An 18512-nucleotide genomic window follows, 5' to 3' on the forward strand; every position below is an offset into this window, starting at 1 on the left:
GAGATTAGATGAAGGATCTAAAGGTTCAGAGGACTGAGAAGGCTTTGGTTCAACAGGGACAGAAGGAGGAGAAACAGAATCTGTAGATGAAGGAGATACCGGAACAGAGGGCGGTAATAGAAGCTCCATGAAATGATTATTAGATAGAATTTTCTAGGCAAGAAACTAAAGTGTGGAAGGCTGCTCGTAGGAAACTTTGCTCTTTAGAGGGGGAAATCAAAAAATTTTTTATTTAGGAAAATAGTGTTGAATTCCCTTCTTCTGATCGTAGGAATAAATCGTTGTTTTAATGATGATATCAGCTATTTTTTGCCAAATTTTTAAGAAAAATGCTTTTGTGGAAGTATGTAGCCTATATAGATGTTTATAAGGAGATGGGGGGGCGGTCTTGAGGGTGATGTTTTTATTCTTGTATGGGGGTAGCAATGTTAAAAGGTCAAAAAACATGTTTAAGGTATTTTCTTGTCTAAAGGGGGGAGAAAAGGAAGAGGGAAGATTTAATGATTACGAAGATTTTAGGAGATTTTTGGGGGGAGATTAGGGAGATAGGATTTCTGAGAGCTCTGGAGATGCAAGGGGATAAGATTTCTGGAGTATTGTGTGGGCATTTTTTATCGGCGATGATTGCGTTTGTTGGTGTAATTTAATCAGTGATATTGATTATACCACATTCACCATTTTCGCTACCGAAGGAGAGGTTTTGCCCTGCTTGATCCCAGTTAAGTGCTGAGATAGCACTTTTCCCATAACCTTTTAGAAGGACTTCTTTTCCATCATGGAATTGTGCCGCTAAAATCATTCCATCATTGAAGCCTATTGCTACAATTTCTTTGTTTGGGTGGCATGAAACGGTGCTAACAAGCGCATTTGCTCGTGTGCCTAGTTCTAGAGGTGTTTTTCCCATGGGGCCATCTTTTGTATGAAAGGGCCAAACAATTGCGGCAGAGGCACCTGATGTTGCTAGCCATTTTCCTTTTGCGCTCCAAGACCAGCTTTTAACTTTGCTTGGGTAGCCACTCATCCGTAAATGTTGATTATCAGTGAGACGCCAACCGTGTAAGGCGTTTTCTTGCATGGTGGAAATGACATAGCGGTTGTCTGGTGAAAAGGTGACATCACAATGAGCTCCTTTCCATACTAATGTGGTGGGAGATATTTGCGTTGATAACCAATGAAGAGTCACACCATTGTAATGGGCAACGGCAAGTCGCAAACCTTTTGGGGCAAAAGCAAGGCCTTCCACACTGCGTTCATGTGTGAGCTCTTGTCGTTCTTTTCCAATATGCGCAAATGCGAGGCGTGAGGAGGAAAAAGCAAAAGCTTTTTGTGGACCAAAAGCAACGTTGTTTATCCATTTGCGTTCTTTTTGGCTTAACACTTCCGTGTGATCTGCTACGGTTGTTTGACAGACTTTTCCATCTTCTCCACCGGTGATGATCGCGGTATTGTCATGGGAAAAATGGCTTGAAATTATTCCTTGGTGAACTTCAACGATTTGTGGGGTTGGATTAAAAAAAACAATGAAACCTTCTACGGAAACAAAGGCTGGTTTATTGCCTATAAAACCGCAGGAAAGGCAGTAACTTTTGAGATCATAATGGGTAATGTTTGGCATTATCACTCACTTATGCGCAATTTTCAAAACCAGTTTTTAATTTTTCAGCATCAAGAGAGCGTCCTATAAAGACAAGGCGGCTTTCTCGTTTTTCATCTTCACGCCATGGGCGTTGATGTTGTCCTTCAAGAAGCATATGTATCCCTTGAATGACGTAACGATCATCGTCTCCTTGAAAGGCGATAATGCCTTTAAGACGCAAGATATCAGGTCCTTGTTGCTGTGTAACCTGCTGGATCCAAGGGAAAAACTTTTCTGGTTGCAGAGCATCTGTTTTTAAACTTACAGAAGTGATGGTAATATCATGAATGGTGGATGCGTGATGATGGTCATGATGACAATCGGGACCGCACACATGGTTGGCATGTTGGTGTGTATGTTCGTGATCGAGAAAATGAGGTTCATGATCGAGAGTCTGTTGGAGATCAAAAAAACCACGATTAAGGAGTGTCTCAAGAGGGATATTGGTGCGCTGTGTTGTATAGAGTATAGCGCGAGGATTAATGGCCAGAATAAGGGATTCAGCATGGCTGCGTTCTTGTTGGGTGACAAGATCAATCTTATTTAAAAGAATAATATCCGCGAAGGCAATTTGGTCTTCAGCTTCACGACTTGTTTTTAATTGAGAGGGAAAATGCTTTGCATCAACGACTGCTATGACACTGTCGAGAGCTGTTTTTTCATGGATAGTATCATCCATGAAAAAGGTCTGTGCTACGGGAACGGGATCAGCAAGCCCTGTCGTTTCTATAATGATCGCATCAAATCGATGAGAACGTTGCATCAGGCTTTCTAAAATGCGAATGAGATCACCACGTACGGTGCAGCAAACACAGCCATTATTCATTTCATAAATTTCTTCGTCTGATTCAATAATCAGGTCATTATCAATACCAATTTCACCAAATTCATTGACAATGACGGCATAACGTTTGCCATGATTTTCACTGAGAATGCGGTTGAGAAGGGTGGTTTTTCCAGCACCAAGATAGCCTGTGAGAACCGTAACGGGAAGTTTTTTTTGGGGTATCGTTTCCATGGAGAGACCTTTTATTGTTCTTTATTGCCATGTGTTTATGTTAAATCGATTGATATCATCAAGTAAATCACGAAGCTGAGACAGAACATGAGAAAAGATTGCTTCACCGGCTTGTGGTGTTGCTTTGCTTGCATTTCCTGCCGCACCTTGCGTATTTAGATCTTTCATTGTCCAACCAAAGGCATGAGGACCATAAGCACGTAAATACCGATAATTGGCAATCATATCCGCTTGTTTATTATGAAAATTTTCTGCCTTTTCCATATGGACTTTTTCTGGTGCTAAATAGAGCATGAGAGAGGTTTCGATAAAGCCTCCATGGATATCAAGATGTTGTTGAGATGGCTCCATGAGACCTTGTGGTAAACCAAAACGGCTCCAGCTTGTTGCTACAGCGAGCATGGAAAGGCGCTTTCGTAATTCGGTGATAACAATGCTCATTAAAGGTGAATTTCCTCCGTGAGCATTGAGAAGAAGAAGACGGTTGATCCCTTTGTGGTAACAGTTTTCACCAATCTTTATCCATCGCTTAATCGCATCAGAAAAGGTAAGGGTTTGCGTGCCTGTAACATCCATATGTTCTATAGAATAGCCAATCTTTTCAACCGGTAAAAGTGCGATATGAAACTGCTCTTTTGTTTGTAAAGTGAGGGCTTTTGCAAAAGCTTCAGCAATAATCCAGTCGGTTTCGAAAGGAAGGTGCTCTCCGTGATATTCATGTGCACCCAAAGGTAAAAGAGCGAGAAAAGGTGGGTTAGATACCATAAATTAATGCCCAAAAGAGAAGTCAAAAGAGACAAAGTGATCAAAGGTGCTGTCACTATTTAATCTATCTATAAGAGAAACGCAAATAGGCGTCTTTTTACATCACATATGGATGCATAAAAATGAGAGCTTTGTTAAAAATAGAGAAGCTTTTATTGAGCAAAGCCACCGCAATTTTTCTGTAATATTAGGCAATCTTTCTCAAGATAGTTGTCTTTTATAATTATTTCTGATGTATATTATCATTTTTAATAATTATATATTCATATATATTAAATACTTCACAATAAATAATGAAAAAATTATTTTTCATTATTTATTAAATATGTAATTTTTTCTGTAAATTACATATTATTCTTTTATTATGGAGCGAGGATGATCAAAGTATTTCTACTATTGCAATAGTACAGACTTTTGTTGCAATCAGGAACTCTATTCAATTATCTGTATATTACAAAAGAATAGAAATGTTTGTTGATTGATTTTATTTTGGATAGTGTCTTAACAGATTTTAGTGTTCATGAGAAAAAATAAATATAAAGGGAAGAATTCACGTAAGATGAATTTGTAATCTCATAGAGCAGTTTATAAGATGATTCAGTAAGAAACACCGTTGGATACAAGAAACACCGTTGGATACATGATAAACAGAACGCCATTGTGTTGCACATTGACGCTTTTGTTTTAAAGAAACATTTAGTACACCAAAGCCCATTTCACGACGCAGCTTGTGAATGGTATAACGGTAAAGCCTTATAATATAAAATCTATAGTGTTCCACCATCTTTACACTTTTAAAGTAAAAAGGGACACCATCATTCACTTTGCCAGTTTTCAATACTGTGTTAACAGCGCTTGATAGTTAAGATACCTCATAAGTGATATTTTCCTTTCTTCAAGTGTGTTTACACACACACCGATCTCGTTTGTGATTTGCAAGTGAAGAATTTTGATTGATTCAATATAAACAGAGTTAAAATATAAGAGAGTTTTATAATCGTCAGCTTTCTCATTCAACAGGCAAAACAATAAATTATTATTATAGATTAATATTTTGCGATTAAAGTGATCGGTTGATGAATTTATTATTCAATATCAGTTTTATGGCGTTATTTTTTCAATGCGCTACTTAAGTTGGTATTTTAAAAATGCAATTTTTTAGTAAGTTTCTCTATTCCTTTTCTTTCAAGCATTTGATCAATTATTTATTATTATTCGTTTTTCACAAATTGCAGACAGTTATGTGAATATTGCAAAAATTTCTTTCAAAGAGAATTATTTGTTACTAATATAGAGTAAATATAATTACTTAAAATATAAATAAGGTTGCGCTCTACAATATTGACGAAAAATATGGAATAACTTTTATGCAAATTAAGAAAGAAAGTTTTTTCAGTATTTTGGGGGATCATCTCATTTTTCATGACTCTCTTTTTATGTAATTTTAGGTAGTTTTTTGGTGCTCTAGTGTTGCTTATAATATTTTTGTAAATCTGATAGATTTATTTATTTTATGCGTTTGTTTTGTTAGGTTTGAAAGTCAATATTTTGAGTTTTTTATGCTGTATGAGATAAAGGAGCTAAATTACCTTTTTGAAGATGCTATGCACTATTTTCTTTATATATCAGTAAAAGTTGAGAATCATTTTATTAATGTCTTTTCTATTTGAAAATAGAGATCTTAATTTCTTTTTACATTTTATAACTGTTTTATAGAAAAATAGTAAACTATTTAAAGTTGTTTTATTAGGATAGATTTGTTTTAGATCAAGTTTTTATTCGATACTAATTTTATTTTTCAATATTAATGATGAGTGATATAATAAAAATCCATTAAGTACTATTTCATTTTTATATTTATTGAAATAATAGAAAATCATATATCATTATATTGGAAGTTTTAAATTTTATAGTTCTTTAAAATTAATTACATTTCAAATTATTTATAAAAGCTCTATTATATAATTTTTTAAATGAATTTGTTTCGTAATATTTATTATAATAATAAATTTAACAAATTATTATTATTTTTAATTATAGCAATAAAAATGAAAAAATATTACTGTTGGTATCTTAAGTTATTATTGCGTAAAAGGAATAAATTATTTTTATCATTTATTGTTTTTTATATTTACATGTAATACATAATGTGTTATATTATAATAACAAAATTACATATAATATTTTATTATGTGCAATTATATAAATGATTAAATATAATTTTTGGTTTTTATATATGTGAATATTCTTTCATTTTTTCAGTGAAGAAAAGAGGAGCAAAGAAAGCTATGTTTAAAATATTTAAAAATCGTGTATGTTCATTTACTTTTACACTATTTATTCTCTTTTTTGTACAAACTATAGAGGGAAATGCAAGTTTTGTAAAAAATCAATTTCAAGAGAGAGTGGCAGTTACTATTTCTACACTAGAAAAAAATGTAGCTATTAAAGCTGTGGATAGAGCTGTTATTCAAGGCGTTGAGGAACAAGATGGCATTGCTTTGGGGAAAGTTGAAAAAGCTGCTGCTTTTTCAGGTGCAGCATTTTGGGGGGGAATAGGTATTTTATCACTTCTTGCTTCTTTATGTGTTGGGGATGTATTAGGTGCTGTTGTATCTCTTTTTGGAATATTCAGTACACTTTAGTAGAAAACTCATCGACAGAGTCGAGGATTTTTTTGTTCACTTCATTATTTTTAAAAAATAAATATTTTATTATTTATACTATACTAGATAATAAAATCACTACTCTTAATATTAAATGTAGCTTTTATTAACATTATTAAAGTTCAAGATCCTACATTTATGTTTTTTTTTACAAATTAGTGTAACCTGATTTTTTTACAGTTTATGGTTATTTTCTAGTAATAAGGATAGTATACTTACTATCTTTATCAGTCTTTTAATATTGTCTACCTTTTCTCATATGAAGATTATTCATCAAAGGTATATTTTATCCTTTTTAAATTTTTTTATCTTTCATAAGGGGATAAAATAAAGAATATCCCTATATCCAAGGCTCTCATGCAATAAGAAAAATGAGAAATTATTATTTATCATTTTAAATTTGTTTATGTTAAATCCATCAGAAGTATTTTTTACGTATAACAAGTTGCGTTCGTGTATGGATAAAATTATTAAAAAAAAGAGTAAAAATTCTTCTCATGAATCATCTCTAAGGTTCAAGGACTGTTGTAGTATTGGAAAATAAATGATGGTGCTGGTTTGTATCTTCATAGAGTAAAGATAGTGATACACAATGAATCTTATGCCATCTCATAGGGTGGTTTATACTGTCGCATTTACGGGACATATTGTGAGAGGGAAGTGGTGATGTGCATCGTTGGAAAATGCTTTTATTAAAACATAAACCTGTATTTGCGATAGAAGTGTATTCTGGGTTATTCTGTTGCCTAAGGGAAGGATACTGTTAAGTAAGGTAATTCAGGAGTATTTATAGCTTAGCGGAAGAAGGGCAATGAAGTAAAAGGTCTTGTTTAGCACGAAGACGTGCAATCCATTGATCTTCACGAATAGCAGTATTATGTACTGTAATGAGTTCGTTTTTTTTAATTGCAGCTGTTACTGTTGCTTTTTCTAAAAGGCCACAAGGAATGGCGTGGTGAGCGCGTGCTTCTGCGATGTTCATTATCCAAGCACGATAAGTATAAAGACCGATAAAGTCTAGCTGATCACCTGGATGTAAATCTTTTTTAGCAACAGCACAGACTTCTACTACGGGATGGCTAAGAGGGACCATATCTTTTTTGCCATAAAGCATAATACGTGCGCAGGTGAGGGGCACTTCCATTGCTGTTAAATGATAGGGGCGATGAAAGGTGAAGTAAGGTCCCTGGCCAATTTTTAAATCTTCCATACGTTCGCGTAAACGTGGGTGTGCTATTTCGGCAATGACAAAGACACCAGGTGAAACACCTTGACCTATTGAATAATCTACAACACCATATTGCTGTAAAATGCCCCCATCTTGCTTTGGAATAAGCACTTTGTTTAAATCTTGTAGCGCTGCTCGTGGTCCATGCATTCCTGGGCAATCGGGGAGAAGTCCGGTGGCATTGGCAATGGCTGCCATTTCAACCATCGTTTTGGAACCATCAATAAATTCAACCAACATGCGCACATTCATATTACGCCGGAATGCTTCTTCTTCGTAAGCGTCAGGTGTAGCATCAAAGCGCAGAGGATTATTTTTTCCTTTACCCGCTACAACAATCTTATGTCCAAGGGCTGAAACAAATTCTATGAGTTCCATACAAGAAGTAGGTTCATCGCCGGCACCAAGTGTATAAATGAGCCCTCGTTTTTCTGCTTCATGTTTGAGATAAGCGCCAATTGTAACATCTGCTTCAACATTCATCATGACAAGATGTTTGTTATTCTCAAGCGCTTTGATACCAATTTCTGCTCCTGCTTCGGGATAGCCTGTTGCATCAACGATAATATCAATTTGTTCATGGCGCAAAACAAGGTTAATATCATCTGTTGCTGCAATCAAACCCTTTTCAATGCTTTGGGTGAGAGCATAAGTATTTTCAACTTCACAGACATGTCCATCTTCGCCATAGGCTAGTGTAGCGGCATCAAAAATACGTGACGGTGTCCTCGTGGCTACAGCAGCGACTGTTATACCATCCATATGCGCAATACTTGATAATAAATCTGTGCCCATTTCACCACAACCAATCAGTCCAATACGGATGGGGGGATGGTTTTCTGCACGTTGTTTCAAATCATGCGCTAAACCTGTTAGGTTCACATTGCTTGCCATTCTTTTTTCCTATTTGAAAACTATTCTGCTAAAGAACTTTTCTCATTCATAAGGTGCATTTGTTTTTAAGACAATTAATCTTTTATTCTTGATGCTCTAATCAATGGATTTTATAAAAGCAAGAGGGGTGGTTTCTTTTATCAAATAAAATAGGAATAGCGTTATGCAGCAAAAAATAACAGTACAAGATGTCACCAGTTTTATTGGGAAAGAAGTGGGATTATCGGAGTGGCGTCTTGTTACACAGGATATGATTAATCAGTTTGCATGTGCTACAGATGATCATCAATGGATACACGTTGATGAGGAAAAGGCTAAAAAGACACCTTTTGGCGGCACGATTGCTCATGGTTTTTTAACATTATCGCTTTTGTCTAGGCTCGCTTATGAAGCTCTTCCAGAGTTAGAAGGGAGCACAATGGGGATTAATTATGGTTTCGATAAAGTACGCTTCATGAGTCCTGTGAAAACAGGGGTACGGATACGTGCGCGTTTTGTGTTAGACGACGCAGAAATTCGTCCTTCTGGTCGAGTGGTTTTCCATTATGGGGTTACGGTGGAAATTGAAAAGTTAAAAAAACCAGCTCTTACAGCTCAATGGCTTATTGTTGCTGTTGTGGAAGAAAAACCTTCCAATATCTAGATTATTTGAGTGCTTTATTTTATAAAATTTTTATACAATTCTATTAGAAGTTTCTTCAATGATGATATTGAGAATAATCTATAGGATGATAGATATGGTGGAGCTATCATAGCGTTGATAGCCATAGCGGGTTGCTATCTTTCCTAGATCGTTTTGAAGAGGAGTTTCCTAATGAAGATAGTGCATTGCTTCACGCTTTTGTTTATAGCGTTCTTTAATGGGATCATACCCATCACGTAAAACAGAACGCTTCAAATGGAATATACTTGCGTTGCCAATTCACGGGTTTATTTTAAAGCAACATCTCTCAACGCTCGTCACACCCATTTCGCAATGGCGCCTGTGAATAGTATAACGATAAAGCCATTGAGCACCCCTATCTTTATGCTTGTGAAGAAGAAAATCGGCACCATCATATTATATGCTAGCCGCCAATGTTAAGACAGGTCTTGGCGCTTGAGATAATTCATAAGAGGCATGCCTTTCTTTCTTGTATAGTTTTACTCACACGGCTCTTTCCGCTTTTAACGTGCAAGCAAGAGGTTTTGGTTGATTCTATATGGAACAAAGTGGGAATGAGAGGATCTTACGGTATTCAGAGTTCTCATTCAATATGAATAACGCCATATTATCATTATAAATTCAATGTGTTATCTAAGGTTGGGAAAGGTCGTGACCAATGTCTTAATTTAAAGAGAGTTTCACATACTGTGAGATCTCTTATTTTATCCCCTTTTATATTAAAGCCATTAAAACTATTTTCTTTCATGTTACAAACGGATGGGGAGAGATAAAAACTGTTTAAGAAAAAAGTTTCTAATCTCTTATGAGTGTTTTCGATAGGCAAGGGTTGGTGCACTTGGAAAGTGGCAAAGAGGATGATGGTATTGGCTTGTGAAATTCTAAGTCTTTTAATGTTTTGTTTTATCAAGTTTTTGTACGATTTTATCAGAAGTCCATTGGGTTGTAATATTAAGCACGATCAAAAGGATGATGACGATGGTCATGATGAAGGTATTGTAGCGTTGGTAGCCATAGCGGATTGCCATATCCCCTAAACCGCCTCCACCAAGATATCCAGCAAGTGAGGTGGCTCCTATAAGAGAAATGACCATGACTGTAAAACCTGTAATCAGGCTAGGGAGAGCTTCAGGAATAAGAACATGTCTGATAATTTGAAGACGACTTGCACCCATCGAGCGGATCGCTTCAATGAGACCGTTTTCAACGGTTTTAAAAGAGAGTTCCGCCATGCGAGCATAAAAAGGGATAGCTGAAATGGTCAGTATAAAAATTACAGCAGGCATTCCTATCCCTCTTCCTACAACGATACGCGTAACGGGAAGAAGATAAAATGCAAGAATGATAAAGGGAATGGCACGAATACTGTCAATGATCATGCTTAAAGGGCGATTGATGAGAGATGAGGAAAAAATCCCTCCGCGTGCTGTTGTGTGAAGAAGAAGACCAAGGGGAAGCCCTATAATAAATGCCATAACAGAAGCACTAAGTGTCATCAATATTGTATCAATAACAGCTTGGGGAAGTTCATGAGACAGAACATTAAACATAGCCTAAGACCTCACAATATCGTCCTTTTTTCGTTAACCATTGAACAGCTTTTTCTAAAGCTTCTTTATCTTCTCCAGGAAGAGCCAAGAAGAGTCGCCCGATGGTTTCATCTTGAACTGTATCAATGCCACCATGCAAAATACGTGCTTTTAAACCACTCTCATTTTCTAGAAGATGAAGAAAAGGTTGCTGGGCAATTTCACCGGCAATATTAATTTCAATGACAGCTTCTTGCCCGGTTGGTTTGAGATTTTTCGCAAATTTTTCAGGAAGTTGCGGGGTGACAAGCTTGAGCATGGCTATGGTTGTATCGTCTTGCGGTGATGTAAAGATGTCTTTCACACGTCCTTCTTCTACAATGTTCCCCTGATTAAGAACAACAACGCGATGCGCTATGGTGCGCACAACTTCCATTTCATGGGTGATGAGCACAATCGTGAGATTGAGGTGTTTGTTAATATCAGCAAGGAGCTCTAGAATAGATTGTGTTGTTTCAGGGTCAAGAGCAGAAGTGGCTTCATCTGATAATAATATTTTAGGATTAGCAGCAAGAGCGCGTGCAATGCCAACGCGTTGTTTTTGTCCCCCGGACAATTGTGCTGGATAGCAATATTCTTTCCCAGATAACCCAACCAATTCAATCAGTTCAAGGGCACGTTTGTGGCGTTGTTTTTTACTTACACCACTTAATTTAAGCGGCAATGCAATGTTATCAAGAATATTTTGCGATGAGAGAAGATTGAAATGTTGAAAAATCATTCCAATTCGTTGACGGTAAGGCGCCCATTCTATCTCTGATAGATTAGAAATATCAACGCCTTCAAAAAAAATGGATCCTGCATCAATCTTCTCTAACCCATTTAAACAGCGGATAAGTGTTGATTTTCCTGCTCCACTGCGCCCAATAATGCCAAGGATTTCACCAGCGTGGATATTTAAAGAGAGATTATTAATTACCGGAACACCAGCCGTTTTGTTAAAACAACGGCTGATGTTTTTTAAGGAGATAAGAATAGGTTTTTCCATTCACAATTACCGGGATATTTGGCACAATTACCAAGATATTTGGCACCATTACCAAGATGTTTGGGCAGTTTTGCCAAAAATCTCTTTGATTTTTGCACGGATAAGATCGTTATTGTAGGCAGCAACTAATTTTTTAACCCATGGTTCATCTTTTTCGCTCGTGCGTACAACGATGATATTATCATAAGGATTATTTTTTGCGCTCTCCCATGCGACCACATCGTTTTCGAAGCTTAATCCCGAAACAATAGCCCAATTTGTGTTTATAATTGCAAGGTCAAAATCGTCGATTGCACGCCCTAACATACCAGCATCGAGCTCACGAATTTGCAGGTTTTTAGGATTTTCGATAATATCAAGTGGAGATGCAAGAATATTATGAGGATCTTTTAACTTAATGAGACCTAAAGAATTGAGAAGAAGTAAGGCTCTTCCACCATTAGATGGGTCGTTCGGAATACCGACATGTGCACCATCACGGAGATCTTTTAAGTCTTTTATTTTGTGTGAATAAACACCAATTGGAGCAATAAATGTATAGCCGACAATTGAAAGTTTATAGCCACGTTGTTTCATTTGTTCATTAAGATAAGGGGCGTGCTGAAAAGCATTCGCATCGATCTCTCCTGCGTTAACAGCATCATTAGGCAAAGCATAATCAGAAAAATAAACGAGTTCAATATCTAAACCGGCTTTTTTAGCCTGTTCAGCAGCAGTTTTCCAAATAATTGCATCCCGCCCTTCCATAATACCAAGTTTGATTTTTGTTTTGTCTGCGGCCATGGAAAAAGCAGTAGACAAAAAAAGTGCAAAGAGAGAGAGGAATAATCCTATAATCCGACTACGAGAAAAAAATTTTAATGTCATATGCTTTTAACTTTCTTTTTCGAGAAATTTTTTGAGCGAAGTTTCAATATACTCTGTATCTTTTTAGGCAGATTTAAAGTTATACAAGCTTTAGAGAATATTCAATCACTTTTATTTTTTAAAGAGTATTATTTTTCCTTCTATTTTAGTTGTTTTGGGGGCTGATCATCATTCATTCTCAGAAAATCTTTGAAATTTAGGCAATCAATTCTTTTATTGCAATCATTTGTTGAGGGAACCAATGCCCCTTTAAAAACTTCTGTAAGGGACAATTGGTTGAAGAACCGGACAATCAGATGATGCTTTAGCCGTAAATTCATGAAGAACATACTGCGCAATCAAGATCAAAAGGCCGTGTTCGTGTAGGCGATAAAGAGAAATTTTGTTGCAATGTTGTGGGTTTTTGGGGGGAATAAAGGTTGCTGATCATTGGATTTAAACGCGGCAAATTTTTGCAACGGCGAATTTTTGCCCTTCATACGTTTTAAGAGAGGAAGAAAAATAATGTTAAGAAAGAAATTTTTATCAACAATGATGACTTTATGGACTTTAGGAGCGTCAGGGGTGGCTGTGACTGCTTTTCACGCACAAGCTGGAACCATTACAGGAACAGTTGCTCGTGTTGCATCAGGTCAGGTATCTTTACGCACAGGCCCTGCGACAGCTTATAAAGTTATCGCAATGGTTCCAATGGGAGCAAAAGTGCAAATTTATGGCTGCCTATCCAATAAAACTTGGTGTTCTCTTGGTTATCATGGAAAAGTTGGTTGGGCATCTGCACGTTACGTCAATGTTAACAATGTTCCTACCATTGCTTTTAAAAAGATGCCAGCAAAATCAAAATCTATGGTAAAATCGCCAAAAGAAAAAGTAAAACAGGCTGTTTCCGACTTTAAAGCTCTTCCGGCGATTCAAAAAACACGGAAAAATATGCAAAAACTATACAGAACAGATATGATTATCGATTCTACAGGTGTTAAAAAAAGGGATGAACGAACAATTTTAAATCCGTCGCAAACAGCACAAGGCGTTTCTGTAAAGCACGTGAGTGCTTATAATCCCTCCTTTCCTGATAATGTCAATTACAAAAATTTTGAACGTAATGAAACGCGTTACCGTGTCGTGACCTATCCTGCTCGATAAGGGTAAAGTTAATTTCACAACCGGAATGACAAAAAGGATCAGCAGCATAAGCATTGTTTGCTTCATGCTGCTGATCCTATTGTACCGTAAAATGTCATTAAGGCGGCAATGCTTAACTTAAGGTGGCGAGGCATTCAAGGATATTCAAAGTAAAATTTGATAATACCTTGGATTACAGTTCTTTAGGATGGTGATATGAACCTTCAGCTGGGGAAGGTTATACTGAAGAGAAGCCGGACTTTTGACAGACCGGCTAGGGGTTCTTTGTCCTTTCGGACAGGGCGTTAATTTGCGGACTTAGGCTTTATCAAATTACGAGAAATGAGCAATTCAGCAATTTGAACGGCATTCAATGCCGCTCCTTTTCTTAAATTATCGGCGACAACCCAGAAAGCTAAACCATTTTCAACGGTGATATCTTCACGAACACGGCTAATAAAGGTATCATCTTCTCCGGTACCTTCATAAGGTGTGGTATAACCACCATCTTCGTGTTTATCGATAAGCTGACAGCCTGGTGCATCGCGGAGGAGCGCTTGTGCTTCAGATGCGCTTAGTGGTTTTTCAAATTCAACATGGACGGCTTCGGCATGACCGATAAAGACAGGGACCCGAACAGCAGTGGCTGTTAATTTAATTTTCGGATCGAGAATTTTCTTTGTCTCAACCGTCATTTTCCATTCTTCTTTTGTATAACCATCTTCCATGAAAACATCGATATGAGGAATGACATTAAAGGCAATGCGTTTAGTGAATTTTTTTGATGTAATTGGGTCTGCAACAAAAACTGCACGTGATTGTTCGAAAAGTTCGTCCATTCCTTCTTTACCAGCTCCAGAAACAGACTGATATGTAGAGACAACAACACGTTTAATGATTGCAGCATCATGGAGAGGTTTTAAAGCTAAGACCAGTTGAATTGTTGAACAATTAGGATTTGCTATAATATTACGCTTAGAAAAGGCATTTATAGCTTCGCCATTGACTTCAGGGACTATCAACGGAACATTGGCATCATAGCGCCACGTGGAGGAATTATCGATGACGACACAGCCGGCAGCAGCAATTTTAGGGGCGTATTCTTTGGAAATGCTCCCTCCCGCAGACATAAGACAAAAATCTGTGTCAGAAAAATCGTAAGTATCCAGTGCTTTTACTTTTAAAGTTTTATCTCCATAAGAAACTTCTTGTCCTAATGAGCGTCGTGATGCTAGAGGGACAATTTCATGTGCAGGAAAACCACGTTCTTCTAAAATTGTAAGCATTTCACGACCAACATTTCCGGTTGCGCCGACAATTGCAACTTTATAACTCATTTTCTATATACTCCTCATGTCTCTCCACGTTTATTCCCCGTGCTATACTCAGGAGAGAGTGAGTTGGTCAAGGAACATCATTAAATTATATTTTTGATTTTCAACAACTCAATTTTGTGCACACCAATCATCATCGTTAGCACAATAAATTGTTTTATTTCAAATGATACGTCTCTTTTAATCTTTCAGAATTGAAAAAAATGAATATTTTACGCTAAGCTATTATCTCTTTAGAAAACACTTTAATTAAGTGAATTTCTTATCTTCTGTCAATTGTTTACCTTCTCACTTTGTGAATTTTTTAAGGATGGTATTACGTATCGCGTTCGTGGAATCTTTTAATACTTTATCTGTTAATTGTTGAATTATTTAATTTTCTCCCTATACCTTTAAAAGCGAAGCCTCCTATTACAGTCTGTAAACAGCTAGATTCTAGTGGCTTCCCATTTTTTACTTAAACTAAAGGCTCAACAAGCAGGCTTAAAAATATTTAAAAAGATATTGGGTATCTAAAAAACATTTGAATGTTTTAAGGTATGCGTGCTTCATGCCCTCATACCTTAAATGATAGAATTTATGGCACAACAGGATAAACTTAAGTATCCATATATAGATAAATTCTTATGAAAGTTATAAATATAGTTTTTCGTGTCTATTTTTAATTTATATTTCTTATTTTTACTTTAATCCTGTTATGCTATAAAATATCATTATTTGGAGTATGGTGGTATAAGATCTTTGATTTTTCTCAATATATTTAAGTATTTTTTTAGTGTGTGGGAATATTTTTAGGCTTGTTTGGCAAGCCTTTTTTAAGTAACTCATATGAGTGGAAAGTCGTTGAACACCCCCATATTTACGTTTAATAAAAGAGCAAGTTAGCACCATCATCCATTTTTTCAGCACACAATGTCGTTACAGCTCTTGGTTTGTGAGACGATTCAATAAGAGGTATGCCTTTTTGTACGTTTTTACTCACACGCCAACTTTGCTTGTAATGTGCCAACAGTGATTTTGATTGATTCAATATAGAACACGTTTGAAATGAAAGAATTTTACGATATTCGGAACACTTATTCAATATCAATAACGTTAGATTATCATTATAAATCAATGCACTATTTCTAAGTTAAACTCGTTAGAATTCGGATTATTTACAAATCAGATTAGATTAAGCATTTTCATTCTCATGCAGTGTGGGGAGACAGTCACAATTCTTGTCAATATTATTAACGACTTTGATTATCCTTGCAGTGAATTTATGAAAATAAGGGGTTGTTTTTTTCATCAGAAATCAACTGCAAAATTGCTCTTTGTTTTTTGCGGGTCAGTATTCTGAAATTTTTTAAAAGTAAATATTCTGCTTTGCTTGCTATTCTGTCATCACAATGATAGAGGTTCTCTTCTTTTTTTGCGCTATCAGCATAAAAGAAGGAAACGGGAACATCTAATATATGAGCAATTTCCTGTAAACGTCTTGCACTTACGCGATTTAAGCCTTTTTCATACTTTTGGATTTGTTGGAATGTTACGCCTAAATGACTTCCTAATTGTTTTTGAGAAAACCCCATGACGTTTCTTCTGAAGCAAATTTTTTTGCCTAAAGAAATATCGTAAAAATGTAGATTTTTGGCTTTCACTTGATGTCCCCACCGGTTGCGAGCGCCCTCGCATTGGTATTCCGGGGTCTGGAAGTGCTGAAACCGAGTCAGCCCCTTGCTTTTAGTGCTGAAAGCACTTGGACATAACAAGAGCCCCCGGAAATTCCGGGATATCCGCAAAAGCGGGCTAATCTTTATGCTCGGTTTCGGGCTTCCAGGCCCTATTGATCGTCGCGTATACGACCAAAAACACAAGCCTTCTTCATAAGGCAATTACTTTCAATCGTCAATTGAAATTACAACAGTGTTTCTTGTTTGTTTTTTCAAGTTTTCATGTAATTAATGCGTATATTATACATAAAAAATATTGCTTGAGATACTTTAGATACTTTTAAAAATTGTAAAGCGAAATTAAAGGGTGATGGTAAGGTAATGGGGTGATTTTCTCCTTTACGATTTTATGTTTTTTTCCCCAAAAATTAGGTTGCTTCTCCGTTTCAAAGATTACGCAAACAGATAAATATTCTTGTCCCGATATGGTATACATAAGATGATATAACTTGTCGTTTTTATTCATCTTAAATCGAGGTATCTCAAATATGTTGTTCGTAAATAGTATAAATTAAAGTCCATGAAATATAACAATCTTTATGTTTAATATAATAAATTTCATTTACCTGAGTTGGTTCAAAATGTTATTATAATTCTTGCTTTTAAGAAGTTCATAAGAGCCATTTTTATTCAGATGCTTGTGTGGTGCAAGCGAATGGTTTTGATTGCTTCAGTATGAACAGGCTGGAATGAGAGAATCTGATGATATTTTTGGCTTTTGTTACAAGGTGTAAAGCGATATAGATATCTTCATTGTAAAACTCTTTTTTCAGAAATCGTAAATATTGAGATATCATATTGATAGAGACTTGATAACAGTGGGCTTGTAGAGGGAAATTGCATGAGGATTTTTTATTTTTTATGCGTTATTTCTTCATTGTTTTGCAAAGGGCGCGCTTCTGAGGCAAGCATAATGGGAACGCCATCACGAATAGGGTAGGCAAGTTTGGCTTTGAGAGAAATGAGCTCTTGTGTTTTTCGGTTGAAAGAGAGAGTACCTTTCGTCATTGGGCAGACGAGCAATTCGAGCATTTTTGGATCTGTGGTCATTTTTTTCATGTTTGGACATTCATTAGTTTAAGCGGTAATCTGTTCCTGTTTGTTTCATGAGCGAGCGTTCTGTTAATGCAAGAAGAGTTTGGGCACGGCTTTCAATATCTGGAGCTTCAAGGAGAGCTTGTTTTTCTGCTGGTGTAAAGGGGATAAGAGCTGAAAAAGCATTAACCAATATAGGTGTAGGGGCTTCTATGATGCTGCTCCAATTATATTCCATTTCATGTATGGTTAGATATTTTTCTACAACGTCGAGTAAGTTCTCTCGGTTAATGCTTTCTTCAATATCAAATTCTTGCAAGTCTTTTATGTTTGATTGGATGAGAGCTGTTCGATAGGATTTTGTGTTTTTCAATTCTTGTTCTAAAGTGAAGCGGCAAATACCTTGTAAGATAATGAACAGTTGTCCGTTTCCTGTTTCACTGTAGTTTGTAATGCGCCCTATACAGCCTGTTTTATAAAGTTGTGTAGAGAAGCGATCTGTATCCGATGAAAGTGGTTGAATAATGCCCAATAGACGATCAGTTACCATAACATTTTCAATCATTTCAAGTGATTCTGGTTCAAAAATATTGAGTGATAAAAAACCACCGGGTAGTAAGAGTGCACCTTCTAAAGGAAAAAGAGCAATTTGTTTTGGAAGATCATTTTCGCAATTGTAAGAGATATTACCAGCTTTCATGAGTATTTTGTCACCTTTGTTCGGTAGTTTTAGTCTGTAAATAGTCGCTATTTATGACACTATTGAGAAAGCAGAAAACCTACTTCTTGTGCATTAAAATCATACTTATAAAATATTTGAAGTCCTTATTCTCAAAAAGAATATGAAACCCTATCTTTAAGGTTGAACTGCGCGCGAAAGAATATTGCTTTGCGATCTTTTTAGTGTGTGACGTTTTGCATGATTTTCAAGAGGTATTTTTGTTTATAGCTTTTGATTTTTGTCTTAAATTTCCTAAAATGTGTTCCTTGC

At 36.2% G+C, this 18512-nt stretch carries 15 protein-coding genes and 1 pseudogene; 4 read left to right on the top strand and 12 right to left on the bottom strand.

Going from position 1 to position 18512, the window contains the following annotated elements:
* Positions 1-500 precede the first annotated feature (500 nt).
* A complete protein-coding gene (locus ACFINE_RS07525) occupies positions 501-647 on the top strand; it encodes a hypothetical protein (protein WP_375621594.1) in 147 nt (48 codons plus the stop codon).
* On the opposite strand, the gene ACFINE_RS07530 is transcribed toward ACFINE_RS07525, so the two are convergent.
* The 3 genes from ACFINE_RS07530 to ACFINE_RS07540 are packed head-to-tail and all read right to left on the bottom strand — an operon-like array spanning position 644 to position 3419.
* Positions 644-1615: a WD40 repeat domain-containing protein gene (locus ACFINE_RS07530; RefSeq protein WP_375621595.1), complete on the bottom strand. Its 972-nt coding sequence runs from the start codon at positions 1613-1615 to the stop codon at positions 644-646. The two genes, ACFINE_RS07525 and ACFINE_RS07530, sit on opposite strands and share 4 nt — an antisense overlap.
* Positions 1616-1625: 10 nt before the next feature.
* Positions 1626-2654 carry a CobW family GTP-binding protein gene (locus ACFINE_RS07535; RefSeq protein ID WP_375621596.1) on the bottom strand — a complete coding sequence of 343 codons (1029 nt, stop codon included), beginning with the start codon at positions 2652-2654 and terminating at the stop codon, positions 1626-1628.
* A gap of 21 nt (positions 2655-2675) precedes the next feature.
* Positions 2676-3419: a creatininase family protein gene (locus tag ACFINE_RS07540; protein ID WP_375621597.1), complete on the bottom strand. Its 744-nt coding sequence runs from the start codon at positions 3417-3419 to the stop codon at positions 2676-2678.
* Between the two features lie 2288 nt (positions 3420-5707).
* Between ACFINE_RS07540 and ACFINE_RS07545 the strand changes: the two genes are divergently transcribed.
* Entirely contained in the window at positions 5708-6064 is a 357-nt protein-coding gene (locus tag ACFINE_RS07545) for a hypothetical protein (protein ID WP_375621598.1), read from the top strand.
* A gap of 808 nt (positions 6065-6872) precedes the next feature.
* Here the strand turns inward: ACFINE_RS07545 and ACFINE_RS07550 are convergent.
* Positions 6873-8207 (bottom strand): NAD(P)H-dependent oxidoreductase, encoded by a 1335-nt coding sequence (locus ACFINE_RS07550; protein WP_375621599.1) that lies wholly within the window; start codon positions 8205-8207, stop codon positions 6873-6875.
* Between the two features lie 163 nt (positions 8208-8370).
* Between ACFINE_RS07550 and ACFINE_RS07555 the strand changes: the two genes are divergently transcribed.
* Entirely contained in the window at positions 8371-8850 is a 480-nt protein-coding gene (locus ACFINE_RS07555; protein ID WP_375621600.1) for a MaoC family dehydratase, read from the top strand.
* Between the two features lie 171 nt (positions 8851-9021).
* On the opposite strand, the pseudogene ACFINE_RS07560 reads toward ACFINE_RS07555, so the two are convergent.
* The 4 genes and pseudogenes from ACFINE_RS07560 to ACFINE_RS07575 all read right to left on the bottom strand — a co-directional run.
* Positions 9022-9320, bottom strand: a pseudogene (locus tag ACFINE_RS07560) (integrase); the annotation flags it as partial.
* 441 nt (positions 9321-9761) lie between these two features.
* Entirely contained in the window at positions 9762-10421 is a 660-nt protein-coding gene (locus ACFINE_RS07565; protein ID WP_375609233.1) for a methionine ABC transporter permease, read from the bottom strand.
* Positions 10414-11448, bottom strand: a complete 1035-nt coding sequence (locus ACFINE_RS07570; protein ID WP_375616331.1) for a methionine ABC transporter ATP-binding protein — start codon at positions 11446-11448, stop codon at positions 10414-10416. Before ACFINE_RS07570 ends, ACFINE_RS07565 begins: the two co-directional genes overlap by 8 nt.
* A gap of 48 nt (positions 11449-11496) precedes the next feature.
* On the bottom strand, positions 11497-12315 hold the full coding sequence (locus tag ACFINE_RS07575) for a MetQ/NlpA family ABC transporter substrate-binding protein (protein WP_375621601.1): 819 nt from the start codon (positions 12313-12315) through the stop codon (positions 11497-11499).
* 504 nt (positions 12316-12819) lie between these two features.
* Between ACFINE_RS07575 and ACFINE_RS07580 the strand changes: the two genes are divergently transcribed.
* The gene (locus ACFINE_RS07580; RefSeq protein WP_375621602.1) at positions 12820-13458 is read left to right on the top strand and encodes an SH3 domain-containing protein; all 639 of its coding nucleotides are present in this window, start codon (positions 12820-12822) and stop codon (positions 13456-13458) included.
* Between the two features lie 284 nt (positions 13459-13742).
* Here ACFINE_RS07580 and ACFINE_RS07585 read toward each other — a convergent pair whose 3' ends face one another.
* From ACFINE_RS07585 to ACFINE_RS07600, 4 genes are all read right to left on the bottom strand, one after another.
* The gene (locus tag ACFINE_RS07585; protein ID WP_375613639.1) at positions 13743-14774 is read right to left on the bottom strand and encodes an aspartate-semialdehyde dehydrogenase; all 1032 of its coding nucleotides are present in this window, start codon (positions 14772-14774) and stop codon (positions 13743-13745) included.
* 1259 nt (positions 14775-16033) lie between these two features.
* On the bottom strand, positions 16034-16414 hold the full coding sequence (locus ACFINE_RS07590) for a helix-turn-helix domain-containing protein (RefSeq protein WP_375621603.1): 381 nt from the start codon (positions 16412-16414) through the stop codon (positions 16034-16036).
* Between the two features lie 924 nt (positions 16415-17338).
* Entirely contained in the window at positions 17339-17545 is a 207-nt protein-coding gene (locus ACFINE_RS07595; protein ID WP_273791466.1) for a Trm112 family protein, read from the bottom strand.
* 13 nt (positions 17546-17558) lie between these two features.
* A complete protein-coding gene (locus ACFINE_RS07600) occupies positions 17559-18221 on the bottom strand; it encodes an LON peptidase substrate-binding domain-containing protein (RefSeq protein ID WP_375621604.1) in 663 nt (220 codons plus the stop codon).
* Positions 18222-18512 lie beyond the last annotated feature (291 nt).

Source organism: Bartonella sp. AA97HXZ (assembly GCF_042196985.1).
Taxonomy (GTDB): Bacteria; Pseudomonadota; Alphaproteobacteria; order Rhizobiales; family Rhizobiaceae; genus Bartonella.